Source organism: Picosynechococcus sp. PCC 8807 (genome assembly GCF_001693295.1).
Classification (GTDB): Bacteria; Cyanobacteriota; Cyanobacteriia; order Cyanobacteriales; family MRBY01; genus MRBY01.
This window is the reverse complement of the sequence record NZ_CP016483.1, coordinates 2,550,273-2,573,812: the sequence shown is the minus strand read 5'-3', so window position 1 is coordinate 2,573,812 and position 23,540 is coordinate 2,550,273. Positions and strand designations below refer to the sequence as shown.

Genomic DNA, 23,540 nt, shown 5'->3' with positions numbered 1-23,540 from the left:
TTACAATGAACAAATATTTTATTGACCAAGTAGTCAAAAAGAACAATTAAATCTATGACAACGACTTTTGCAACGCTTTTAGAGCCCTTTCACCTCTGGGATCTCCCTTTGACAAACCGTGTAGTAATGGCTCCCATGACCAGGGCACGGGCTGGCAAAGATCGCATTCCCAACGCTCTCATGGCGGAATACTACGGCCAACGGGCTTCGGCGGGTCTAATTATTACAGAGGCCACAACCATTTCAGAACAGGCCAATGGTTGGAATGAATCGCCAGGTGTTTATACGGACGCCATGGTTGAAGGATGGCAACTCACCACCCAAGCCGTCCACGCCAAAGGCGGCAAGATTTTTTTGCAATTGTGGCACATGGGCCGCGCTTCCCATAGCAGTTTCCATGGGGGTCAATTGCCGATCGCCCCTTCTGCCCTCAAAATTGATAACGGCGAAGAAATCCACACGCCCCTTGGCAAGCAGCCCTATGAAGTGCCCAGGGCTATTGAAACAGAAGAAATCCCTGGGATTATTGAGGAGTATCGCCAGGCCGCAATTAGAGCAAAGGCAGCGGGCTTTGATGGCATTGAAATTCACTCCGCCAACGGCTATTTACTCGATACCTTTCTCCAATCGAAAACAAACCATCGCACCGACGCCTATGGGGGCAGTGCGACGAACCGTTGTCGGTTACTCTTAGAAATTTTAGATGCGGTGACAACAGTCTGGGATTCCCGTCGGGTGGGTGTTCGTTTTTCCCCTAATGGTTCCTTTAATGATATGGGGTCGCCTGATTTTCGGGAGCAGTTTACCTATGCTGCCAGTCAACTAAATCGGTATAATTTGGCCTATCTTCATGTGATGGATGGTTTGGCCTTTGGCTTCCATGAACTGGGAGAGCCGCTGACCTTGGCGGATTTCCGGGCCGTTTATGATGGTGTTCTCATGGGTAATTGTGGCTATGATCAAGGCAGTGCAGAAATGGCGATCGCCACTGGGCAAGCTGACCTAATTGCCATTGGCCGTCCTTTTATTAGTAACCCTGACCTCGTTGAACGTTATGCAAATAACTGGGCCTTAAACCCCGATGCAGATATGGCCACTTGGTATGCCCCCACAGGCGCGGAAGGCTATACCGATTTCCCGACCTATGCCGCCTAGGATGCTGGTCGATTTCCATTGCTGATAGGCAATTTAGCAAAAAGGACAGCCCTGAGGCTGTCCTTCTCTTACTTATGTTTTAGATTGCGACGCTACAATCCCAAATTGCCTTAAATAAAGCTGGGTTGGTGACGAATCAAGTTGAGAAACTCTTCACGGGTTTTTTGTTCTTTCTGGAAGCACCCAATCATGGCACTGGTAACAGTCCAAGAACCGGGCTTTTGGACACCCCGCATGGACATACACATGTGAATCCCTTCCATCACCACCGCAACCCCTTGGGGGTCAAGGATTTCTTGGACCGCTTCTGCAATTTGTCGGGTCAGGCGTTCTTGCACCTGGAGACGACGGGAATACATTTCAACGATCCGCGCTAATTTGCTGAGGCCCACAACTTTTTGATTCGGGATATAGGCCACGTGGGCACGACCCATAAAGGGCAACATATGGTGTTCGCAGAGGCTAAAGAAATCGATGTCCCGCACCAATACCATTTCATTGTGCCCTTCATCGAAAATTGCACCATTGACGATGTCTTCAAGGGACTGGTTATAGCCTTGGGTCAGAAACTGCATGGCTTTTGCCACCCGCAGCGGCGTCTTTAGGAGACCTTCACGGTCAGGATCTTCGCCAACGGCTTCTAGCATCGTATGCACAGCCTCTGCCATTTTCTGCTGGCTTTCTTCTGTGGCAGGGCGAATGCTTGCTGCTTTGCCATTGTGGCTATTGCGGTCTGGCCGAGTCACCAGATCATTGAGGTCACGACCTAGAGCATCAGTCGCCATGGTTTTTGTAGAACCATTGAAGCCGCTTGAAGAAGATGTTGTCATAATTCGGTATGGAATGAAGAAGTAAAAGGAACTGGGGCAGGGGAGAGTAGATCCTCGCTAACAATAAACTGTTGGATTCCCTGCTTTGGAGATCATGGTCAATTCTTCAATACTGGGCTCAACGGATGGTCGAATCCCTTGAAGAATACTTTGGGGACGCTTTCGGAAATAAAAATCCTGGAGCGGCCAAAACTTTAGCCAGACATGACTAAGCTGCGTCATTCGATGACGGCACAGCCGGGTGGGTCTGGGGATCAGGAGTTGCGGAATGGCAATGGATGAGGCGTTAAACAAAATCCCGAACCTGCCATGCTGTTGAACATTGAGCTTGGATATCAGGGGGGCTGCCATCGCAAAGGAAGGAAGAAAGGCCAAGGGTTTGCAAGAATTTAGGGGCAGAGGCGATCGCCAAAGGTGGACAGGAGAGATCATGGGCAGGGAACTGCACTCAACATAGCGCGATGGGTGGGCAAAAAAAATTTAGCTTAGTCCATAGAAAATCCCAGAAAAAATGTCCACGACCTAAACTCTGTTTACCAATGGAGACGAAAGGATATTGGTGATTTCACTGCCTTTCGAGAGAACAAAATTGGGGAAAGTCCCATAGTTCACATTAGGGCTCAGCGGCTTCTTATCCTAGCAAAATTTCGGAAATGTTACAAAATATTGCTAAATGATTAGAATCAGTACCCATGAATGCCAAACCAGATCCTAAAGTTAGGAACTTTCTAAAAACACACCAATTTTCCGGAACCGCTGGTAGCGCAATTCACGGCGGCGTTCTGGCGTCAGCTTCAGCAGGGCTTGGAGGTTATCTTGGATCGCTGCTTTCAGGAGTTGGGCGGCCCCAATGGGATCGGCGTGGGCGCAGGAGGCTGGCTCTGGGACAATTTCATCGATAATCTCAAGGCTTTTCAGATCCTCTGCTGTAATCTTGAGGGCGGCGGCGGCCTGCTCTGATTTCCCGGCATCTTTCCAGAGAATGGCGGCACAAGCCTCTGGGGTCGCCACTGTGTAAACGGAATTTTTTAACATCAAGACGCGATCGCCGACGCCAATCCCTAAGGCCCCACCGGAACCGCCTTCGCCAATGACCGTGCAAATAATCGGCACATCGAGGCTAAACATTTCCCGGAGGTTAAAGGCGATCGCCTCCCCTTGGCCCAACTTTTCCGCTTCTAAACCCGCCCAAGCCCCAGGAGTATCAATAAACGTTAAAATCGGCATCCCAAAACGGTTGGCATGGTCCATCAGCCGCATCGCCTTACGGTAGCCCCCAGGAGCTGGCATGCCAAAATTCCGGGCGACATTATCCTTCGTATCCCGTCCTTTTTGGTGCCCCAACATCATCACCGGTTGACCATCGAAGCGGGCCACCCCGCCAATGAGAGCCGGATCATCAGATCCACCGCGATCGCCATGGAGTTCAAACCATTCGTCCGCCATCATTTGAACATAATCAAGGGTGCTGGGACGCCGGGGATGCCGCGCCAATTGCAGCCGTTGGGCCGGGGTGAGGGTACTAAAAATTTCTTCCCGGAGCTGGTCTGCCCGCGCCTCTAGCTGCTGAATCTGTTCTGAAACATCAACATTATTCTCCGCAGCAAGATCACGAATTTGATGGATGCGTGATTCTAATTCCGAAAGAGGTTTTTCAAAATCAAGCAGAAACGTCCGGCGCTCCGTTTTCGGCATGGTGAGTCCAATTCACTGACGACAGTTCACAAATCAAAGTCTATTATCCCCGGAAGCCTCCCCAACAGTAAAGGAATCCGTACTGCCACCCCCGAAAAGTTTTGCCAAAATAGAAAGTAAGCAGTTTTAACTTTTCAAGCATCAAATCACTTATTTATGAGCAACACCAGTAATTTTCGTAACGCCATTCAGCAGGCCAAAGGTCAAGCCCTGGTTGGCCCAGAAGTCATTAAAAATGCCCTGCCCTACTTGGGGGGCGGCCTACTCCTGACAGCCCTCGGAACCTATGGTGGTTTGGGAGTAATCCAAACCAATCCCAGCATCTTTATGCCCACCTTCTGGGTTGCCCTGATCGCTGAATTGGCCCTCTTTTTCGTTGCCCGCGGAGTCGCTGAAAAGGGAAATAATAGCGTCGCCCTCCCTCTCTTGGCCGGCTACAGTCTACTTTCTGGGTACACCCTCACAGGGATTGTTGCCCTCGCTATTGGTACTGCGGGAGTTGGGATCCAAGGGGTTGGGATCGCAGCCCTCGGCTGTGGTATTACCTTCATTATTGGACGCAATATTGGCTCAAACCTCTCCGATGAAGATGGTTTAGCCCTGGCCCAAACAGTGCGCCTCGGAATTATTGCCTTGTTTGTGGTGCTGTTGGCCCAGCTTGGTTTTGCTTTCTTTGGAGTTTACACGCCCAGTTGGTTAGAGGTCGGGATCTCTGGCTTAGGGACACTATTATTTGCTGGTTCGGCGGTAGTTGACTTCTATGTGTTGCCTCGCGCCTACCGTAATGAGCAATATCTCTCGGCTGCTCTGTCGATGTATTTGACCTATATCAACCTATTTGTGTTTATTCTGCGCTTGTTGATTGCCATCAATAGCCGCGACTAACCCCCACTGTCTTCGACATCTCCCCCAGGGGAGAATGGGCTCTCTGGTTCATCGGCCAGGGGGCTTTTTTATTGGGGTTGCAGCACCATCAGGGCGAGATCGAGGGTTTCTCTAAGGTGTTCGGGGTTAGGCAAGCCTTTAATGCGGGTATTTAATCCTAGAAGGACGTGGTAGAGATAACGGGCAGTTTTCGGGCTGTCAAAATTGGGGGGCAATTCTCCTTTGGCGATCGCCTGATTGAGGGTACCCGTAAAAATTTGCTCGACATTGGTGGCAATATCTTCCACGAGGGCGGCCACCTGGGGATCGTGAGGCGCGAGTTCAATCATTGCATTGACGACAAAACAGCCCCGACAACCGAGGAGCTTGGCATTGTCGGCGGTTTGATAAAACAAATTTCGGAGATTTTCGAGGGGGGAAGCGGAATAATTGAGCCGCTCTTCTAGCTGGCGCACTGCGATTTTGCCGTAGTAGGCGATCGCCTCCAGGAACAAATCATGTTTATTGCCGAAGGTATTGTACAGACTTTGCCGCTGGATCCCCATGTAGTCCAAAAGTTCCGCAAGGCTTGTGGCGCTGTAACCCTTTTCCCAAAACAATTCCATCGCCTTTTCAAGGGCAGCATTACGGTTAAAAGCAAGCTTTCGGCCTACCATGGCGCAACCTAGATACAGTGCAGAAAAACTGGTTTTATCCTAAAGGAAATTTCTCTGCACCGTCAAAAAATCTCGTGATCAGGGGCAAGTGCCAGACCAGGGTATTGGTCGGTTTAGGGAGTTGCCATAGACCCCTTCAAACTGACAAGGCGTCGTAAAGGTCATCTCAAAATCTCTTAAACGGCCAGTGCCCAAAGGGGCACCCAGGAGTCCTAGTTGAACGGTTCCTTTGATTACATAGGTATTTTGATTTGCGTCCCAACCCTCTGTGGTGATAGTCATGAAATCAGTGCTATCCGGCCCCCCAACCGTCGACAATCCCCAATCGATATAGCCCTGCAGTTCCCCATTGGTATAGCTGTAAGTAGTTTCCCAAATTCCCCTTAAAGCAGGCCGGAATTGCCCAGAACCAGAAGGATTTCCGCTGGTAAATGAGCCATTTCCGGTATTCCCAGTATTCCCAGTATTTCCGGTGTTAGACGAGTTGTTATTGTTATTCGTGTTCGGCGTCGCTGGGTTTGTGTTTGGCGTGCCAGGATTACGGGGTCGATCATTAGTGTTACTAGTAGTCGGTGGTACTGGAGCTGTGCCTAGACCAACCACTTGCATACAGCCTTGAGTATTATCGTTAAACACTCGGAGTGTCGTAGATTCGCTACTTTGCATCAGTTTGGGGAGATACTGGGCAGCGCGGACACCAGTGTCACAAATCACATTGGGTTCTCCAGGTCGGAAAGCACGATCTTGCCAACTACATTCTCCCGGTTGTAAGCCTTGGGGGGCACTACCTGCCGCTGGCCGGAAGACAATTTTCACCTTGTTACCGCTGGTGTTGGTAATGCTTAAATTCCCGCCACCCCGACAGGTCAGGGGATAGTTTTGTTGAGCTTGGGCCGGGGCGATCGCCCCTTGGACAATTAGGAGGGAGGACATACCCAGATAGGCACAGGCTTCTTTAAAGACAGACATCGATTTCAGTCTCCAAAATAATGCTCAAGATAATGACATGGACAAAAAAACAAAAAGCGATGCAGAGGAGAAGCTTGAAGCCTATTTCAATTCCCCCTGCATCTTTCAGCCAAGCAGCGATTAGGCCACAACCATTTTATTGACAGGAACCAGTCCAGCCGCCACTTGTGCCGTTAGGGCGACTCCAGCTACCGGAAAACTCGCAAGCGGAGCTAAATATCATTTCAAATGGCCCGGCATCATTACTATTTGTGCGACCCCAACGCCCTTCGACAACATAGGCATTACGATTACTGTCCCAACCTTGGGAAGTGATCGCAATGGTCTGGGTTTGGTTGCGATACCAACCTTCTTGCCAGTGGATATTGCCATAGTTAGACTGCCAAATCTGGTTTAAGTTAGGGCGAAATTGTACTGCCGCTGGAATCCCAGGGGGAACATTGAGCACAGGGGGGTTGTTAAGGATCGGTGCATTAGCTTGCATACAGCCCTGGTTGTTATTAAAAACTTGGAGGGTTGCATATTCATTGCTTTGGACAAGTTTGCTGACATATTGCACTGCCCGGGCACTGGTATCACAAATGACGGTCGGCTCTCCGGAGCGAAAGGCGCGATCCTGCCAACTGCATTCCCCTGGTTGCAGACCTTGGGGAGCACTACCAGCAGCGGCCCGGAAATTAATTCTGACGTTATTGTTGCCCGTATTGACGATGCTTAAGCCACCACCACCCCGACAGACGAGGGGGTAACTTTGTTGGGCTTGGGCCGGGGCGATCGCCAGGGGAATTGTCAACAAAGAAGTGGCACTGCAAAAAGCAGATATTTGTTTGTAGAAAGCCATGGTTTAGGGATTCCAGGAGGATAACTAAGGGACGAGATTACTTTAGTTGTAGTTCCCCTAAACAGATGCAAATATCTCGTTTTCTAACTCATTGCAGTAAATTTCTATGACGTTTACGAGGTTTCCGTATTTTGGCGGAGGCTTTTTAAAAAGATCAAGCTAGCAGAGATGGCATCAATAATTCTCCCTAATTGTCCAGGGTATTTAAGATTTTTTCGAGGGCGAGTTTTGCTGCGCCCACCATACCGGCATTGTTGCCTAACTGGGCCTTGGTCAGTTTTAAATCCACCCGTGAGGAAGGAAGCACCCGCCGTTCAATTTCGGCGATCGCCGCTGGGAGGAAAAAGTCACTGCTGGCACTGATGCCGCCCCCCAGAATAATCATTTCCGGGGTAAAAATATAGATTAAGCTCGTCAGCCCGGCCCCCAACAGTTTGCCGTAGGTTTGCCAATGGGCGATCGCCTCAGCATCTCCCGCCTGGGCCAGTTCTCCTAATTCCCCAGGATCTTTACCAGAAATCCGCTTAATGCCATTGATCGAACAATATTGCTCGAAGGAACCATTATTACCGCTATTGCAGGGGGGGCCATCGGGATTGAGGGTAATTAGCCCCAACTCGCCAGCGGCACCGTAATGGCCCGTAAAAAGTTTTCCGTTGAGGATTACCGCCCCACCGACTCCCGTTCCTAGGGTGATGAGCAGGAGATTTTGGCGATCGCGCCCCGCCCCTAACCAAGCTTCCCCCAGGCCGGCACAGTTGGCATCATTATTTAACGTTGTGGGTAAACCTGTTTTTGCTTCCACCCAGTCCGCGAGGGGCACATCCTGCCAACCACTGAGATTGATCGCAACTTTGGCAATGCGCGCTGTACCATCTACCGGGCCAGGAATGCCGATCCCCACCGCTTTACAGGTGTGATCTTGATTTAACGCATTCACTAAATTGGCGATCGCCTCGGCGACAGCGGTTGGGGTACTGGGTTGGGGCGTAGGTACTGCTTTTTCCGCTAAACAAAGACCATCGGGGCTAAATTTCCCCCCTTTGATGGCCGTGCCCCCCAGATCAATCCCAATCACTGTGCCCATCTAGTCCAATGCTCCATCTACCAAATTATTCAGACCATACACATGGCGACGACCCGCCAAGGCCACTAATTCTACGTCCTTTTCGTCACCGGGTTCAAAGCGTACTGCTGTGCCCGCCGGGATATTTAAACGCATTCCCTTGGTGGCTGCCCGGTCAAACCGCAGGGCACGATTGACTTCAAAAAAATGGAAATGAGACCCCACTTGAATGGGGCGATCGCCGCTGTTAGCAACCGTAACTATCTTTGTTTCTCGGCCAGCATTCAGTTCAATTTCCCCGACTTGGGGGCGTAGTTCGCCTGGAATCATCGCCATGTCGCTCCAAAAACTGTTTTTATCCTACGCAATTATCAGGAAATGCAACAGAGCAAAAAGTCGCCAAAATATCCAAGCTAGACTGAAAAAAATTTACGGGGGCGATCGCCGATGAGCGGAACCTACACCATCAGAACCATGACCCGAACGGAACTGGATTTAGCCGTTGAGTGGGCGGCCCAGGAAGGTTGGAATCCCGGCCTACAGGATGCCGCCAGTTTCTATGCCGCCGATCCCACGGGATTTCTGGTGGGCTTGCTCGATGGGGAGGCGATCGCCAGTATTTCGGCGGTGAAATATGCCCCAAATTTTGCGTTTATTGGTTTCTATATCGTCAAACCAGAGTACCGTGGCCAGGGTTATGGTTGGCAAATTTGGCAAGCGGCGATCGCCTCCGTGGCAGACCGGAATGTTGGTCTCGATGGGGTCGTCGCCCAGCAGGAAAATTACAAAAAATCGGGCTTTAATCTGGCCTACAACAACGTGCGTTACAGTGGTCTTGGTGGTGGCCAGATCCCTGAACATCCCTGCTTGAAGCCCTTGACAGTGGTCAATATTGAAGCAGTTTGTCAGTATGACCAGCAGTTTTTTCCGGGCGATCGCCGCACCTTTTTAAAATCGTGGCTACAGCAACCTGACAGCACCACCTGGGTGATGGTCAATAATACTGAAATTACAGGCTATGGCATGGTGCGTCCCTGTCGTCGGGGTTATAAAATTGGCCCCCTCTTTGCCAACAATGCCGCAATTGCAGAAATTCTTTTTCTCGCCCTCAAAGGCAGTCTGCCCGCTGGTAGTGAACTTTTCCTCGATGTGCCCATGGCTAATCCAGAGGCGATCGCCTTGGCTCAACGCTACCAACTACAGCCCGTGTTTGAAACAGCACGGATGTACACCCAAGCGCCCCCAACAATTCTTGTCCAAAACATTTTTGGGGTGACCAGTTTTGAGTTAGGCTAGCCCACTCTGGGGTTTTAAGCCATGAAAAAAGCATATGTTTGAACACATATGCCTACCGTAAAAATTATTTAACTGACTTATTCGCCGTATTCGTTAAGAATTTCCTTTGCTTCCCGGACTGCATCCGCATTTTTGTTCTGGGCATCTTGCTGCTTGAGCATATGTCTCGCCCAAACCCGTTCCATCGCCCGGAGGGTTTCATTTTTTTCTTTACGCATCCGCATAGCCTTAAACTCCCTTTAAGAAAAAACTTGATTTAGTTACTTTTGATACAGAAACTATCTTTTTTATATTATATGCAGCCGCCGTCAAAGATTCAAGGGCTTTTTTGGGGTACAAGTCTTCTAAAAATGGGCAAAAAAAATCAGCGGCGATCGCTGACTTATATATTGATTGTCCCTAAAGGAAGGGCAACGAGCTCAACGGTCTAGAAAAGATCAAGGACACTCCGGGTATTTTCCCGACGGCGCTCGTCCTTCGCTTCATATTCGGCCATGCAGCCATTTTGTTCGACCATCACACAACTGAGATAATCAGTGGCTTCAATCAAGGCCGCCCGGAGCGCTTGGCCAACGGGAGCGCGATTTGTTTCGGTGCGATCGCCACCAAGATTAATCCCAGCAAAACTCGCTGTTGCACCTCCGGAAGTCGAATCAGACTTTGCCTTTCCTTCAACAGTACGCGCATAGAGCACTTCCCCAGTGGTTGAGTCAACAACCCGTAGATCCACGGCAACGTAGGCCTCTTCACTAGAGCCACGGCCACCACCGCCGAGCCGGACGCCACCGATCCGAATGCCACTGAGCCCAAAGCCAGTCGATTCTTCCTTGACCCCTTCTTCGTAGGAGGTGATCTGACCGAGCACGATGTATTGCGCCCCTGTGACTTGGCCCTGTTGGGCTCCCGTTTCTGGGCGAACAATTCCCAATTCAGCTAATTCCTGTTCTGACAGGACGGCCCCTAGGTTTTGCCGTTCAACGACGCGGAAGTTGCCAGTGGCAGTAAGCTCATTGCTGAGGGCATCGGCCAGTTCTTGGGAGGTGCTGCTGTTCCACCACCAATAGCTGCCATTGGTTTCGTTTTTAAATTCTGGGACAGAAATAGTCGGTTGCCACTGGGCCAGTGCTTTTTCACCCCCAAGTCCTAGGGTAAGTGCGAGAAAGGCCAGGGCAGTAGAGCGACTCACGGATGTTAAAAGCTGATTGGTTTTCATGGGTTTCTTTCAGATGCTACAGAATAAGGACAAAATTTTGGATGGTGCCGTATGCTTGCCCTTATATTTATACGCTTGTATGTATATGCCGCATACTGACACTGATGCACTTCATTGCACTTAAACATATACTGACGCTTTTGTCCCCTGCTGGGGTTCCCGGTTTGAGGATTTTGTGGGGTGAAATATACTAAAAGGCCTGGAATTCGCTAGAAGCTGGCATTTTCGGTTTGACCACTGCTTTGGAGAAGGGAGTCCCCATGACCCGTTACGCGCTTGTTCATGAATGGTTGACGCCCTACGCCACGGGGGGTTCAGAGCTGGTGGTGCGAGAAATGCTCCAGGACATTGAGGCGGATCTTTTTGCTCTGATTGATTTTGAATCGTCTAACCCTGATAGCTATCTCTATGGTCGGGCGATCGCCACCAGTTTTTTACAAAAATTTCCCCGGGCCAAGTACGGTTTGCAAAACTATCTGCCGCTGATGCCCCTGGCGATTGAGCAATTTAACCTCGAAGCCTACGATGTGATTTTGTCGTCGTCCCACGCGGTGGCGAAAGGGGTTTTGACACGGCCCCACCAGCTACACATTTGCTACTGCCACACACCGATGCGCTATGCCTGGGATTTAACCTTTGATTACTTAAATAATTCTGGCCTCGGCAAGGGCGTTAAAGGGATTTTGGCGCGATATTTTCTCCATCGACTGCGGCAATGGGATGTGATCAGTGCCAACCAGGTGGATTATTTTATTGCCAATTCCCACTGGACAGCCCAACGGATCTGGCGCTGCTATCGGCGACAGGCAGCGGTGATTTATCCCCCGGTCAATTTGGAGCGGTTTGCCTACCGAGAGGAAAAGGACGATTTTTATGTGACGGTGTCGCGGTTGGTGCCCTACAAAAAAGTGGCGTTAATCGTAGAAGCGTTTAACCAGTTAGGCAAAAATTTGGTGGTCATTGGTGGCGGGCCAGAATTAGAAAAGCTGCAAAAGATGGCAAAACCCAATGTGCAAATCCTAGGGCGGCAACCGGATGAAGTGGTGGAAGATTATCTGGCACGGGCAAAGGCCTATGTTTATGCAGGCTGTGAAGATTTTGGCATTGTTTTGGTCGAAGCCCAGGCCTGCGGGACGCCTGTGATTGCCTTCAATCGCGGGGGGGCTGCCGAAATTGTCGCCGATGGCAAAACGGGGATTTTGTTTCCTCAGCAATCGGCCCAGGCGATCGCCAATGGAGTCGAGCGTTTTGAGGCCCAGGCCCAAGACATTCAGCCGGAAGCTTGTTTTGTGAGAGCTCAGCAATTCGCCGCTAACATTTTTCGGCAAAGCTATGTAGAATTTGTAGACAACTGTCAAGAAAAATGGCGCAAATGGCGATCGCCCCGCTCCATTTTCCCAGGGTTTGACCAGTGGTGAGGCGTGACCCTAACAGCCAGGCAGTTTTTGGTGTGTGGAGAGGATCGTAATGGCAGTTTATCGGCAGTTTGATGCGCTGAAATTTGTGGCTGGGCTAGCGCGACAAGGCTCAGAATTTTTGTTTGCCCCCAGCGATGCTCGCTCCCTGTCCCTGCGGCGTTGGCTTGATGGGGCGGTGGCAAAACGTAGCTTTGACATTTGTTTTTCCCTCGGCGTTCTGGTGCTGTTTTCTCCCCTCTATTTGGCGATCGCCCTAATCATTAAACTCACCTCTCCCGGCCCTGTTTTTTATGTACAACGGCGGGTTGGCAAGGATTTTCGTCCCTTTGGCTGCATCAAGTTTCGGACGATGGTTATTAATGCTGACGCCGTACTCGAAGAAATGTTGCGGCGATCGCCAGAGTTGCGCGCCGAATTTGAACAGGATTTCAAGCTCAAAAAAGACCCAAGAATTACTGGCATTGGCCATATTTTGCGCCTCACCAGCCTCGATGAATTTCCCCAATTTTGGAATGTTTTAAAAGGCGATATGAGCATTGTTGGCCCCCGGCCCCTCGTCCCCAAAGAACTTTATAAATACGGTCGCCACATCGACAAAGTTTTGACCATTCGTCCGGGTCTCACGGGGCTATGGCAGGTGTCTGGGCGCAACGATATTCCCTATGGCACGAGGGTACGGATGGATTCTTACTATGTGCACCATCGCCATTGGTTTATGGATTTGTGGATTGTCTGTAAAACTGTTTTTGTGATGCTGTTCCCGAAAAATAACGGTGCCTACTAGGGCGACTTTTCCGAATTTTCTGCATAAAGCTTTTTGAGGATGGGGATGGTTTCCCACTGCTGGGGGCGAATCTGTCGCCAATCAAGGCCTTGGGGTTGCGGCTGGTTGTGGTGCGTTTGATAAATAGTTGTGGGGGTACAAAGCCAATCCAGGGGCCAGTCGTGGGCTTCTAAGGGTAACGCTGCGGGGGGCACCACCTGCAAATCGTGCACCGTGGTCACAATGGTCGTTTTTTCGTTCACCAAGCCAAAGTGCTGAAGCATCGCTAGTTCTAAATCGGCGAAACCTGCTCCTTTCCCCGTACGTCCGCCGGCTACACTCACCGCCACACAGCCCACCACCGCTAAATCAATGGTTTTCATTTCCGCGAATCTAACGGGACGGCCATATTTGAGGATGTTGTTTTTTTTAGCGGCGATCGCCAAATCGAGACCTTGGGGTAGCTGCTCCCGCGTGATGGCAACAAAGCAAGATTCATTCACCAACTGCGGCACCGCCATATACAAGGTTTTTCCCGCAGCTAAGGCTTGGTGACGTACAGAGGCCTGGGGCTGATCAGGATTGCACTTAATCACCGTTGCCCGTTGCCAACTTGCCAAGGCAGTTAACCTCTCAGCGGCGGTGATCGCCCCGACGAAATTCGGAATGTGGCCGTGGGGAGGCGTTACCGTTGTTCCAGCCGTTGCCAAGCGGTCCCAAATGGTTTGCCTAAGGTTTGCTTTTGCGGAGTTGTAATGCTGCCAAGGGGAATGTGCCATTGGTACTATTTGCGGTGGACGGGAAAATCGCGTCTGCGCCACAGTTGCCACCCCCAAACCCCGACAATCAGGGACGTAATCCCCGCATAGAGGGTGCCGCTGGGGAGCCCCGAAAAGGCGATCGCCAAACTCCCTGCCCAGAGGGTAAGGCCATAGATAAATAGAACCGTAGTGCGATGAGAAAAACCTGCCGCCAAAAGTCGGTGGTGCAGGTGCCGTTTATCTGGTTTGAAGGGGGAAGAGCCGCTACTAATCCGCGAAAAAACCACCGTGGTCATATCGATCAAGGGCACTGCCAAAATCACATAGGGCAAGAGCACCGCTGCCGCCGCCGTCGTTTTCACGAGGCCCACCACCCCCATCGCCGCCAGGGTAAAGCCCATAAAATAAGAGCCACCATCCCCCATGAAAATTTGGGCGGGGTTGAAGTTGTAGCGCAAAAAGCCGAGGGCCGATCCCGCCAAGGCCGCCGCAATAAAAGCCACCATGGGTTCGTTGAGATAGAGGGTCGTCACCAATAACACCGCCGCCGCAATCCCCGAAACCCCCGCCGCTAGACCATCGAGGCCGTCAATCCAATTGATCGCGTTGGCCATGCCCACGAGCCAAATTAGGGTCAAAGGTAGGCTCAACCAGCCCACAGAAAACACTTCCCCGGTAAACGGAATCGTCAAAAATTCGATTTGTACCCCCATTAACCAGGCGATGCCTGCTGCGACGAATTGCATCAACAGTCGAGATAAGGCGCTTAATTCAAATAAATCGTCCCCAAAGCCAATTCCAAAAAAGGCGATCGCCCCGAACAGCACCCCCAGGATCGGCCATTGTTCCCCAGGAAACAAAGGGGGGAACCAATCCATCTGCCAAGCCGTCCCTAGGGAGACGAGGGTGCCCATAAAAATCGCCACGCCGCCCAAGCGCACCATCGGTCGGTCATGGACTTTCCGCTCGTTGGGTCGGTCTACCCGGCCACTCCGTAAGCCAATCGCTTTCACAATGGGGGTACTAATCAGCACCACAACCAGGGCGATTAGACTCGTGACTAAATACAACAATTCCTTCGGCATATTGGCGTTGGCTAAGAACAGAGAGAGTAGAGCAAAACCGAAATAAGAAAAAACCCAGGTTACCTTTTTCATTAAACCTGAGCTTTCCATTATTTAAAAAGATATTAAAGAATTTAGGCGATCGCCGCTACCGGAATCTGCAAATGGGGGTAGAGGGGGAACTTTTCACAAAGATCCGCAACGCGACCCAGACAATCCTGTTTCACCGCTTCATCATCGGGATTTAACAGACGATCCGCAATGATGTTGGCAATTTCGGCAAAGTCTACTTCCTTGAGGCCCCGGGTGGTCATCGCTGGCGAACCGAGACGGATGCCGCTCCCAATCCAAGGCTTCTCAGGATCGAAGGGAACGGTGTTTTTGTTGGCGGTGATGTTGATCTCACTGATCAAAGCATCAGCCCGCTTCCCGTTCATGCCAATGGAGCGCATATCTACAAGCATCAGGTGATTATCTGTCCCGTTAGAAACGAGTTTAAAGCCACGACTGACGAGGGTATTGGCCATCGCCTGGGCATTAGCAATTACCTGGGCAGAATAGGCTTTAAATTCCGGCTTGAGGGCTTCGCCGAAGGCCACCGCTTTACCCGCAATGACATGCTCAAGGGGGCCACCTTGGCTACCAGGGAACACAGACTTATCAAATTTCTTGCCCAGTTCGGCGTCGCGGGTCATGATCAAACCACCCCGGGGGCCACGGAGCGTTTTATGGGTGGTAGTCGTCACCACATCGCAGTGGGGAATTGGGTTGGGGTGATGGCCTGTTGCGACTAATCCCGCAATGTGGGCAATGTCCGCCATCAAATAGGCACCTACTTCATCGGCGATCGCCCGGAATTTATCAAACTCAATAATGCGCGGGTAAGCAGAATAACCACAGATGATCAGCTTCGGTTTTTCCCGCAGGGCAATTTCGCGGATTTCATCATAATCGAGGCGTTCTGTCTCTTTATTAACGCCATACTGCACCACTTCAAACCATTTCCCCGACACATTCACCGGCGAACCGTGGGTCAAGTGGCCCCCATGGGACAAGTCCATCCCCATAATTTTGTCACCGGGTTCTAGGAGCGTTAGGAACACCGCAAAGTTTGCCTGGGCGCCGGAGTGGGGTTGAACATTGGCGTGGGCCGCTCCAAACAATTCCTTGACGCGATCAATGGCAATTTGCTCTACTTGATCGACAAATTCGCAGCCACCGTAATAACGCTTATTGGGAAGACCTTCGGCGTACTTATTCGTGAGGACAGAACCCTGGGCCGCCATCACCGCTGGGGAGGTGAAGTTTTCGCTGGCGATGAGTTCGAGGTGTACCCGCTGGCGGTTGAGTTCACTGGCAATCATCCCAGCAACAACGCTATCGGTTTGGGCTAAGAAATCAAGGTTAGTTTGGGTCACGGTGAGGTCTTCCTTTCGCAATCGCAAATAAAATTTAAAAATACTTCCTGCGGATGGCGCATTACACCATCGGCATCGCTAAAATTTTAACAAACATTCCTCGGCGGGCCGGACTAGGTGAATGGCGCTATGGCTCCCAAGGTTAAGCAGTGTAGCAAGTTTAACGAATTTATCAGCAGTTCCCTTTACAATAAAAATTGAGCAAGAGTGGTTGTTGGGTCCCATGGGAGGCAAGCGCAGATGTTGATGATCCTTACGGATGGACAGATCTTACCCACTGATCAAGTATGCCAGGGCTGTTTAATGGCCGATCAAAGTGGCACCCCCCGCGTACGCCAGGGCAAATTATGTTGCGGCCATCTCATCAATGGCAATTTTCCCAAGGTGGCGACGACCTATGAGTGCCAGATGGGTTTTCGGATTGCGGATGTTGGCGATTAGGCTCCTTGTCTCCAGCGAACTTAATTCCAGAGATTGACCATAAAAAATCCCCCAGGTTTTGAAAAATCAAGCGATGGGGGAAATATCAGGTAAAGATTATGTCTGGTACAGGCCTAAGCGATCGTCGGTGCCCCAGTACCCGTTATATCTTTTGTTTCGCTAAAGAAAGCACTGTAGGCATATCCTGCGGCGATCGCCCCAAAAATAGGTGCTACCCAAAAGAGCCATAGCTGACCGATTAATTCAACGTTGCCACAAAAGAGAGCGACGCCTGTACTCCGAGCCGGATTGACCGAGGTATTGGTGATTGGAATACTGATCAGGTGAATCAATGTTAAACCAAGACCAATGGCAACTGGGGCAAAACCAGCGGGGGCACGGCGATCTGTGGAACCCAAAATAATCATCAAAAACATAAAGGTCATGACAATTTCGGTAATCAAAGCCGCCAGTAAGCCATAGCCACCTGGAGAATGACTCCCAAAGCCGTTGGTAGCCAGGGGATTCGAGCCGGATAAGTCTAAGGCGCCATTGCCACTGCCGACTACCAAAATGACAAGGCCAGCTAAAGCTCCTCCCAACACCTGGGCCACGATATAGGGAAGTAATTCATGCCCAGGAAAGCGTTTGGCGGCCCATAGGCCAAAGGAAACTGCCGGGTTAAAATGGCCACCAGAAATATGCCCGAAAGCATAGGCGCCAGTCACAACTGTTAAACCAAAGGCCAGGGAAACCCCCAGAAAACCCAGACCTAACCCGTTGGAAAGGTCAGCGTCGGATAGGGCGACGACGGCGGCAAAAACAGCACTGCCACATCCCCCCAGAACCAACCAGAATGTCCCTAGAAATTCTGCAATGTATTTCTTCATGTATGTCGCCAATTACAAATAGACTACATACACAATTTTCTTTTCAACTCCAATGAAGAGGCGCTTTTTTGTCATAAGAGTTCACTAAAGATATTTACGTTCAGGCCTAGCCAATCAGCCCAGGATAAATTGCTGTGCAATGAGCTTACTTCGCGCTTTGCAGCACAAGACCAGAGGCGATCGCCATCACGATCAGGTTGGGTAACCAGGCCGCCAAAATGGGGTGCAAATACCCAGCTACGCCCACGGAACTGATCATAAAAGCGAGGAAATAATACCCAAAGATTAACCCCACACAGAGACCAAACCCGGTGGCTTTCCCTGCACTCTGGGGCCGCAAACCAATGGCGGCTCCCACCACACCCAGGGCGAGACAAATAAAGGGAAAGGAAATTTTCTCTTGGAACCGCACCCGCAACTTCCGCAACCAAGCCTCATCCCGGTCAGGGTCAGCGGCGACAGTCTGCATGTACTGCTGGAGTTGGGCTAGGCTCATATCTTCGTGTTTGGGTAATTCTTCGTCCACCCGTAGCTCGTTGCTGAGTTGAATTTGGTGGCGGTCAAAGCGCAGCACATTGCGGTAGGAGCCGTCGATATCAATGAAGTAGATAATGCCATTTTGAAAATTCCACTGATTACGGGCGAGATCCCAGCCAGCAGCATCGGCGGTGACAATTTGATTCAGGCTGCCGTTGGAGCGGTCGATGATCGTCAGATCTTTCATCTGCTGTCCGTCAAATTCAGCCGCATAAAATAAGCGTTTGAGGACGTCATCCTCGCCATATTCAGGATAAATAATTTTCTCATCTCGAAAGGGCGCTTGTTTTTGTAAAAAGGCTTGTTCCAGGGTTTGGGTGGCCTGGGCATTGGCGAGGGGGATCACTTGGTCTTTAAAAACGAAGGTGATTGCTGTGGCCAAGATACTGAAAATGAGGGCCGGTAAAACGAGGCGATAGACACTAATCCCCAGGCTGCGGAGGGCGATAATTTCACTGTCTCCAGAGAGGCGACTGTAAACAATGAGGGTCGCCAGCAAAACGGCCATCGGCAGGGCAAAACCGATAAATTCCGGCATTTTCAGAGCCATGACCTTCAGAGCCACATCAAAGAGCAACCGAGATTCTCGCACCTGGGCCAAAAGATCAAAGAGACTACCGACGGCGATTCCCAGGGCAGAAAATAGCCCCAAGCCAAACGCAAAGGCTAGATTGAGTTCACCGATGATGTAGCGGTCTAAAACGGCAAGATTTTTGAGCAAAGATTTCATTGAAGCGGCAGAGTGGCAATGGCTTGGGTGAAGTCGTTGATATTGTGGTTCAATTCTTTGGCGATCGCCAATCCCCTTTGGAGCGCAACGAGGGCATCGGGGTAGCGGCCCGCCTGTTCATAGAGGGTGCCGAGGGTGCGGTAGGTTTCCATCATCCCAAAGCGGTTATAGCTCGCTTCTTGGACGGTAATCAGTTGTTCATAGACCTGGAGGCCAGAGGCGTTTTTCTCTTGGGCCAGGTAAAGGGTCGCCAACTGGGTGAGGGCACTTTCGGCGGCGTCAAAATACTCCAGTTCCCAGGCGAGGGTAAAGGCATCGCGGCTAAAGCTTACGGCCTGGGGATAATCCTGGAGTTGCCTGTAATTTTCGGCGATTTGTTGGTAGGTGCGGATCAGTCGGGGCAAGTTTTGTGCTTGGAAATAAACAGCGGTGAGTTGCCGTTGCTGGGCGATCGCCTTTTCGGGCTGCTGGGTTTGCTCGTAGAGGGCGGCGAGTTGTTCCCGGTCTGCGTCCGTGAGGGCGTTGAGGGTTGCGATTTCTTCTAGGGCATTGAGGGCGGCCTTGGTGTTAAACCAATCTAGGGCCAATTGGGTAATTAGGCGCAAAATTTCTGGTTTGTAGGGATCTTCGAGGGTCTCTAGGTGCTGCCGATAGAGGGCGATCGCCCGTTGGGAATCCCGAATTTGTTCATAGGCCGTGGCCAGGGGCAGCAGGAGATTATAGTCTTGGGGAAAATTTTGTTGTTCGATGGCCACCAAACGTTCGGTAATAATGCGTACTGGCTCCGTTTGATTATCTTCCCAGGCGATCGCCCCGATCCGCCCCAGGCTTTCCACTTCGGCTTGGCGATCCGGTAAGACTTGCCGTAACCGCAGTTGCCGCCACCACCGAGAAAAAGCCGCCTCTTTATTTCCCGCGGCCCATTGCTCGAACCCCTCGGCCTCTAGGGTGATGATTGTCTGGGTTAGTTGGGCTACCTGGGACTCACTCAAAGGGCGATCGCCCTGCTGGGTTGGGAGTAAAGGATCTTGAATTGGCCCTACCAGAGATGTCGCCGAAACCTGCCCGGCCCCCATCATTAAGCTGAGGCTAAGAAAAAGCAAAAGTTTGCGATAACAATTGGTCATGGGGTTTACTCTATTAACAATGGCGAGAAAGGCTTCCCGTCACAGTTTCGATCCTCTGCATAAAAAGTATATGTCCTCTGCGAAAACCGCCAGTAAACTCAAAACTGACCTCGATAATCCGCAATATTATTTTAATCGGGAACTCAGTTGGCTTGAATTTAACCGCCGCGTTCTCAGTGAGGGATTGGACGACCGCAACGTACTGCTAGAGCGCCTCAAATTTCTCGCCATTTTTAGCAATAACCTCGACGAATTTTTCATGGTGCGGGTTGCCGGACTGAAGCAACAAGTGGAGGCCGGGGTCAGCAAACTCTCCTTTGATGGGCGCAATCCAGCCGAACAACTCCAAGATATTTACGAACGCCTCAAACCCCTCGTCCAACTCCAGGATCAGCATTTTCAACACACCCTTAAGCCCCTCCTCGCCCAGGAAGGAATTCACCTCGTTGACTACCTCGACCTCAACCGGGAACAACGGAACTATTTCCATGACTTTTACCAGGAGCATATTTTCCCCGTCCTGACGCCCCTCGCCGTTGATCCGAGTCACCCATTTCCCCACATTTCTAACCTCAGCTTAAACCTTGCGGTGGTGATTAAAGAACCAGAAAACGAAGAACAAGAAAGATTTGCCCGGGTCAAGGTGCCAGGGAACTTCCCCCGGTTTGTCACATTACCCCCAGAGCTTTGCTATTACCCCGATCAAGAAAAAGTGATTTGGGTGGGGGTGCCCATCGAACAGGTGATCGCCCACAATCTGGATACCCTCTTTCCCCAGATGAATATCCAGGAGTGCTATGCCTTTCGGGTCACTCGCAATGCGTCTCTTTCGGTGGAAGAAGACGAAGCCGACGATTTGATGATTGCCATCGAGGAACAGTTACATAAGCGGCGGTTTAGCGGTTCCGTGGTGCGCCTTGAAATTCACCATTCCATGCCGGAAGATGTGCGGCAAATGCTCATCAAGGAAATGGATCTCCAGGACATTGATGTCTATGAAGTAGAGGGTTTAATTGGTCTAGATTCTTTGTTTACATTCCTCGGTTTGCCCCTCAAGCACCTCAAGGACAAACCCTGGTCCCCCACTGCCCCGGCTTGGCTTGATGCGGGGAAGGGGAGCCGTTCTTCGGAAGATTTTGAGTCGGATTTTTTTGAGTTGATTCGCCAGGGCGATCGCCTTTTGCACCATCCGTACCATTCTTTTTCTGCCACCGTTCAGGCTTTCATTACCCAAGCGGCGAAGGATCCCGATGTGCTGGCGATTAAAATGACCCTCTACCGGACTTCCGGTGATTCACCGATTATTCAATCCCTCATCGAAGCCGCCCAAAATGGCAAACAGGTGGCGGTATTGGTCGAGTTAAAAGCCCGCTTTGATGAAGAAAATAATATTAACTGGGCCAGAACCCTCGAACAAAAAGGCGTTCATGTGGTCTATGGCCTGGCTGGGCTAAAAACCCACACCAAAATTGTCCTGGTGGTACGCCAAGAGAAAGAGAAAAAAATTCGCCGCTACGTGCACATTGGCACCGGCAACTACAACCCGAAAACCGCCCGCCTCTATACGGATCTAGGCTTACTGAGTTGTCGTGAGGATTTGGGAGCAGATCTCACGGATTTGTTTAACTTCCTCACGGGTTATTCCCGCCAAAGTTCCTACCGTAAGTTATTGGTGGCCCCCGTCACCCTCCGGTCTCGCATGGTGGCAATGATCGAGCGAGAGATTGCCCATGTCAAAAATGGCGGCAGTGGACGGATCGTCGCGAAAATGAACTCCCTAGTCGATCTAGAAATGATCCAAACCCTTTATCGGGCATCCCAAGCGGGGGTGGAAATTGATCTGATTGTGCGGGGGATCTGTTGTCTCCGTCCCGGCGTCGAGGGCCTCAGTGAAAATATCCGCGTCATCAGTATCATTGGGCGGTTCCTGGAACACTCGCGCATTTACTATTTCCAAAACGATGGGGCTGAGGAAATGTACATCGGTAGCGCCGATTGGATGACCCGTAACCTGAGTCGTCGGGTGGAGGCGGTGACCCCCGTAGAGGATCCCAAGTTAATTGGCGATCTCAACGAGATCCTGGGAATTATGTTGTCCGATAACCGCTTATCTTGGCAGCTCCAGCAGGACGGCCATTACCACCAAAAAGAACCCCATGCCGATGGCCACAGCGACAGCACCCACGATATTTTGATGCAGATGGCTCTCCAGGACAGCTTGGATTAGTTTTCGTTGTCGCGCGTTTCAAATTCTGTGGTAGCATCCTAACGCTTTTGGCTTAAACTTTTTGTTACGGAGACACATTGAATTTAAGCGTTTTAAAACGGGAATGGTTTGCCAATGTGCGGGCGGATATTCTGGCTGGTGCAGTGGTGGGATTGGCGTTGATCCCAGAGGCGATCGCCTTTTCGATTATCGCTGGGGTTGATCCAAAGGTGGGCTTATATGCCTCGTTTATCATTGCGGTGATGACAGCCTTTTTGGGGGGCAGACCCGGTTCTATTTCGGCGGCCACGGGAGCGATGGCGCTGTTGATGATTGATCTGGTGAAAGATCATGGCCTGGAGTATTTGTTTGCGACGACCCTTTTGACGGGCGTGATTCAGGTGATCTTTGGGTTCCTCAAACTGGGCCGCCAGATGAAATATGTGCCGCGGGCGGTGGTCTTGGGCTATGTGAATGCTTTGGCGGTGTTGATTTTCTTGGCCCAACTGCCCCAACTGATCGGGAAATCGCCAATGGTTTATCTTCTCACGGCGTTATCCCTGGTGATTATCTATGGTTTGCCCCGGCTGACGACGGTGGTGCCTTCACCCTTGGTGACTTTGGCGGTGATGACGGTGGCGGCGATCGCCTTAAATCTAGACGTTCCCACGGTGGGGGATATGGGCGAACTGCCCACGGCCCTGCCCTTTTTCCGTTTACCCCAGGTGCCCCTGAACTGGGAAACGCTGCAGATTATTTCTCCCTACGCAATCACCCTGGCGATTGTCGGTCTCCTGGCCTCATTTTTAACGGCTTCCCTGGTGGATGAGTTGACCGATACCCCCAGTGATAAAAACCAAGAGGCGAAGGGGCAGGGCTTTGCCAACATTCTCACGGCCTTTTTTGGCGGCATGGCGGGCTGCGGCATGATTGGTCAATCGGTGATCAATGTCCAATCCGGTGGTCGGGGCCGTTTATCGACCCTGTGTGCGGGGATATTTCTGTTAATTGCGATTTTGGGTCTCCAGGATTGGGTTCAACAGATGCCCATGGCGGCTTTGGTGGCAATTATGATCATGGTCTCCGTTGGCACGTTCCGCTGGTCTTCTCTCAAAAATTTGTCCCGGCTGCCGCGCAGTGAATCCATGGTGATGCTGGCGACGATGACGGTAATTATTCTGACCCGCAATTTTGCCCTGGGGGTCGCGACGGGCATTGTGATGAGTACGGTCTTTTTCTCCAATAAGATTGCCCAGGTTGTTTTGGTGGACAAGCGGGTGGAAGCTGGGGGCGATCGCCATGTTTATACTGTCCGGGGGCAAATCTTTTTTGTCTCTAAGGAAGAATTTTTTGACGCCTTTAATTTTGAAGAAGTCGTTGATCAAGTCGTCATCGATCTCAGCGCCGCCCACCTCTGGGATCAAGGGGCTGTGGAAATGCTCGACCGCATCGTGGCGAAGTTTCACCGCACCGGGGCCGAGGTGGAATTGCTGGGCCTCAACGCTGAAAGTGCGAAACTGGTAGATAAGCTGGCCACCTACAGTAAAAAACACACCGCGAAAGTGACCCCGGCCCCCGTAGACGTTTCTTGAAAAGCTTG

At 51.1% G+C, this 23,540-nt stretch carries 24 protein-coding genes; 8 read left to right on the top strand and 16 right to left on the bottom strand.

The window, feature by feature from the left end; genetic code table 11:
• Positions 1-45: 45 nt before the first annotated feature.
• Positions 46-1,155, top strand: a complete 1,110-nt coding sequence (locus AWQ24_RS12475; RefSeq protein WP_315862337.1) for an alkene reductase — start codon at positions 46-48, stop codon at positions 1,153-1,155.
• Positions 1,156-1,265: 110 nt separating this feature from the next.
• Here the strand turns inward: AWQ24_RS12475 and folE are convergent, their stop codons facing one another.
• The 3 genes from folE to accA all read right to left on the bottom strand — a co-directional run bounded on the left by folE (position 1,266) and on the right by accA (position 3,680).
• Positions 1,266-1,985: a GTP cyclohydrolase I FolE gene (gene folE, locus AWQ24_RS12470; protein WP_012308040.1), complete on the bottom strand. Its 720-nt coding sequence runs from the start codon at positions 1,983-1,985 to the stop codon at positions 1,266-1,268.
• Between the two features lie 57 nt (positions 1,986-2,042).
• The gene (locus tag AWQ24_RS16275) at positions 2,043-2,417 is read right to left on the bottom strand and encodes a hypothetical protein (RefSeq protein WP_157096866.1); all 375 of its coding nucleotides are present in this window, start codon (positions 2,415-2,417) and stop codon (positions 2,043-2,045) included.
• 285 nt (positions 2,418-2,702) lie between these two features.
• A complete protein-coding gene (gene accA / locus AWQ24_RS12465) occupies positions 2,703-3,680 on the bottom strand; it encodes an acetyl-CoA carboxylase carboxyl transferase subunit alpha (protein ID WP_012308039.1) in 978 nt (325 codons plus the stop codon).
• A 156-nt stretch (positions 3,681-3,836) separates the two neighbouring features.
• Here accA and AWQ24_RS12460 point away from each other — a divergent pair, with 156 nt between their 5' ends.
• A complete protein-coding gene (locus tag AWQ24_RS12460) occupies positions 3,837-4,565 on the top strand; it encodes a Bax inhibitor-1 family protein (RefSeq protein WP_012308038.1) in 729 nt (242 codons plus the stop codon).
• A 68-nt stretch (positions 4,566-4,633) separates the two neighbouring features.
• Here the strand turns inward: AWQ24_RS12460 and AWQ24_RS12455 are convergent, their stop codons facing one another.
• From AWQ24_RS12455 to AWQ24_RS12435, 5 genes are all read right to left on the bottom strand, one after another.
• On the bottom strand, positions 4,634-5,221 hold the full coding sequence (locus AWQ24_RS12455; protein ID WP_065716998.1) for a TetR/AcrR family transcriptional regulator: 588 nt from the start codon (positions 5,219-5,221) through the stop codon (positions 4,634-4,636).
• A gap of 78 nt (positions 5,222-5,299) precedes the next feature.
• Entirely contained in the window at positions 5,300-6,190 is an 891-nt protein-coding gene (locus AWQ24_RS12450) for a hypothetical protein (RefSeq protein WP_065716997.1), read from the bottom strand.
• Positions 6,191-6,326: 136 nt separating this feature from the next.
• The gene (locus AWQ24_RS16465) at positions 6,327-7,031 is read right to left on the bottom strand and encodes a hypothetical protein (RefSeq protein WP_012308035.1); all 705 of its coding nucleotides are present in this window, start codon (positions 7,029-7,031) and stop codon (positions 6,327-6,329) included.
• A gap of 187 nt (positions 7,032-7,218) precedes the next feature.
• Positions 7,219-8,118: an ROK family protein gene (locus AWQ24_RS12440; RefSeq protein ID WP_065716996.1), complete on the bottom strand. Its 900-nt coding sequence runs from the start codon at positions 8,116-8,118 to the stop codon at positions 7,219-7,221.
• Positions 8,119-8,427 (bottom strand): urease subunit beta, encoded by a 309-nt coding sequence (locus AWQ24_RS12435; RefSeq protein WP_065717378.1) that lies wholly within the window; start codon positions 8,425-8,427, stop codon positions 8,119-8,121.
• Positions 8,428-8,544: 117 nt separating this feature from the next.
• Here AWQ24_RS12435 and AWQ24_RS12430 point away from each other — a divergent pair, with 117 nt between their 5' ends.
• A complete protein-coding gene (locus tag AWQ24_RS12430; protein ID WP_065716995.1) occupies positions 8,545-9,393 on the top strand; it encodes a GNAT family N-acetyltransferase in 849 nt (282 codons plus the stop codon).
• A 77-nt stretch (positions 9,394-9,470) separates the two neighbouring features.
• On the opposite strand, the gene AWQ24_RS16270 is transcribed toward AWQ24_RS12430, so the two are convergent.
• Positions 9,471-9,617 (bottom strand): hypothetical protein, encoded by a 147-nt coding sequence (locus AWQ24_RS16270; RefSeq protein WP_156785474.1) that lies wholly within the window; start codon positions 9,615-9,617, stop codon positions 9,471-9,473.
• Between the two features lie 203 nt (positions 9,618-9,820).
• Positions 9,821-10,606 (bottom strand): CsgG/HfaB family protein, encoded by a 786-nt coding sequence (locus tag AWQ24_RS12425; RefSeq protein ID WP_065716994.1) that lies wholly within the window; start codon positions 10,604-10,606, stop codon positions 9,821-9,823.
• A 260-nt stretch (positions 10,607-10,866) separates the two neighbouring features.
• Between AWQ24_RS12425 and AWQ24_RS12420 the strand changes: the two genes are divergently transcribed.
• Together AWQ24_RS12420 and AWQ24_RS12415 are read left to right on the top strand one after the other, a co-directional pair.
• Positions 10,867-12,024, top strand: a complete 1,158-nt coding sequence (locus AWQ24_RS12420; RefSeq protein WP_065716993.1) for a glycosyltransferase — start codon at positions 10,867-10,869, stop codon at positions 12,022-12,024.
• 49 nt (positions 12,025-12,073) lie between these two features.
• Positions 12,074-12,808 carry a sugar transferase gene (locus tag AWQ24_RS12415; RefSeq protein WP_065716992.1) on the top strand — a complete coding sequence of 245 codons (735 nt, stop codon included), beginning with the start codon at positions 12,074-12,076 and terminating at the stop codon, positions 12,806-12,808.
• Here the strand turns inward: AWQ24_RS12415 and AWQ24_RS12410 are convergent.
• The 3 genes from AWQ24_RS12410 to glyA form a co-directional block, all read right to left on the bottom strand.
• Positions 12,805-13,566 carry a 5-formyltetrahydrofolate cyclo-ligase gene (locus tag AWQ24_RS12410; RefSeq protein ID WP_065716991.1) on the bottom strand — a complete coding sequence of 254 codons (762 nt, stop codon included), beginning with the start codon at positions 13,564-13,566 and terminating at the stop codon, positions 12,805-12,807. The genes AWQ24_RS12415 and AWQ24_RS12410 overlap by 4 nt on opposite strands.
• Positions 13,567-13,571: 5 nt before the next feature.
• On the bottom strand, positions 13,572-14,633 hold the full coding sequence (locus tag AWQ24_RS12405; protein WP_012308027.1) for a glycosyltransferase family 4 protein: 1,062 nt from the start codon (positions 14,631-14,633) through the stop codon (positions 13,572-13,574).
• A gap of 113 nt (positions 14,634-14,746) precedes the next feature.
• On the bottom strand, positions 14,747-16,030 hold the full coding sequence (glyA, locus tag AWQ24_RS12400; RefSeq protein WP_065711720.1) for a serine hydroxymethyltransferase: 1,284 nt from the start codon (positions 16,028-16,030) through the stop codon (positions 14,747-14,749).
• Between the two features lie 240 nt (positions 16,031-16,270).
• Between glyA and AWQ24_RS12395 the strand changes: the two genes are divergently transcribed.
• On the top strand, positions 16,271-16,471 hold the full coding sequence (locus AWQ24_RS12395; RefSeq protein ID WP_012308025.1) for a hypothetical protein: 201 nt from the start codon (positions 16,271-16,273) through the stop codon (positions 16,469-16,471).
• Positions 16,472-16,584: 113 nt separating this feature from the next.
• Here the strand turns inward: AWQ24_RS12395 and aqpZ are convergent, their stop codons facing one another.
• The 3 genes from aqpZ to AWQ24_RS12380 all read right to left on the bottom strand — a co-directional run bounded on the left by aqpZ (position 16,585) and on the right by AWQ24_RS12380 (position 19,734).
• Entirely contained in the window at positions 16,585-17,340 is a 756-nt protein-coding gene (gene aqpZ / locus AWQ24_RS12390; RefSeq protein WP_065716990.1) for an aquaporin Z, read from the bottom strand.
• Between the two features lie 145 nt (positions 17,341-17,485).
• Positions 17,486-18,607: an LptF/LptG family permease gene (locus AWQ24_RS12385; RefSeq protein ID WP_030006909.1), complete on the bottom strand. Its 1,122-nt coding sequence runs from the start codon at positions 18,605-18,607 to the stop codon at positions 17,486-17,488.
• Entirely contained in the window at positions 18,604-19,734 is a 1,131-nt protein-coding gene (locus AWQ24_RS12380; RefSeq protein WP_065716989.1) for a lipopolysaccharide assembly protein LapB, read from the bottom strand. Before AWQ24_RS12380 ends, AWQ24_RS12385 begins: the two co-directional genes overlap by 4 nt.
• Before the next feature lie 70 nt (positions 19,735-19,804).
• On the opposite strand from AWQ24_RS12380, the gene ppk1 reads away from it, so the two are divergent.
• Both ppk1 and AWQ24_RS12370 read left to right on the top strand, forming a co-directional pair.
• Positions 19,805-21,961, top strand: a complete 2,157-nt coding sequence (gene ppk1, locus AWQ24_RS12375; protein WP_062435799.1) for a polyphosphate kinase 1 — start codon at positions 19,805-19,807, stop codon at positions 21,959-21,961.
• A 77-nt stretch (positions 21,962-22,038) separates the two neighbouring features.
• Positions 22,039-23,532, top strand: coding sequence for a SulP family inorganic anion transporter (locus AWQ24_RS12370; protein WP_065716988.1), 1,494 nt, complete (start codon positions 22,039-22,041; stop codon positions 23,530-23,532).
• The last annotated feature ends 8 nt before the right edge of the window (positions 23,533-23,540 follow it).